We start from the raw sequence: 697 nt of genomic DNA, 5'->3' as shown, positions 1-697 counted from the left end.
ATGGGGTGACGCAGTAGGGTAGTGACGCGGACTGATGGATGTCCGTCTAAGCAGTGAGGCTGGTGTGTAGGCAAATCCGCACATCGTAAGGCTGGGCTGTGATGGGGAGCGAAAATTGTAGTAGCGAAGGTCATGATCTCAGACTGCCAAGAAAAGCCTCTAGCCAGGAGAAGGTGCCCGTACCGCAAACCGACACAGGTAGGCGAGAAGAGAATTCTAAGGCGCGCGGAAGAACTCTCGTTAAGGAACTCGGCAAAATGACCCCGTAACTTCGGGAGAAGGGGTGCCTCGGTAGGGTGAATAGCCCGAGGGGGCCGCAGTGAAAAGGCCCAAGCGACTGTTTAGCAAAAACACAGGTCTGTGCGAAGCCGCAAGGCGAAGTATACGGGCTGACGCCTGCCCGGTGCTGGAAGGTTAAGGGGAGTGGTAAGCCTTCGGGCGAAGCTATGAACCGAAGCCCCAGTAAACGGCGGCCGTAACTATAACGGTCCTAAGGTAGCGAAATTCCTTGTCAGGTAAATTCTGACCCGCACGAATGGCGTAACGACTTGGGCGCTGTCTCAACGAGAGATCCGGTGAAATTTTAATACCTGTGAAGATGCAGGTTACCCGCGACAAGACGGAAAGACCCCATGGAGCTTTACTGCAGCTTGATATTGAATTTGGGTACGATCTGTACAGGATAGGTGGGAGCCGT

1 rRNA gene is annotated in these 697 nt (G+C 54.1%); it reads left to right on the top strand.

Going from position 1 to position 697, the window contains the following annotated elements:
- Positions 1–697 (top strand): 23S ribosomal RNA (locus NLX82_RS27450); the annotation flags it as partial.

This window comes from Paenibacillus sp. A3M_27_13, assembly GCF_024213315.1.
Lineage (GTDB): Bacteria > Bacillota > Bacilli > Paenibacillales > Paenibacillaceae > Paenibacillus > Paenibacillus polymyxa_B.
Note: the sequence above shows the minus strand (reverse complement) of the source record. Positions and strands in the feature narration are given on the sequence as shown.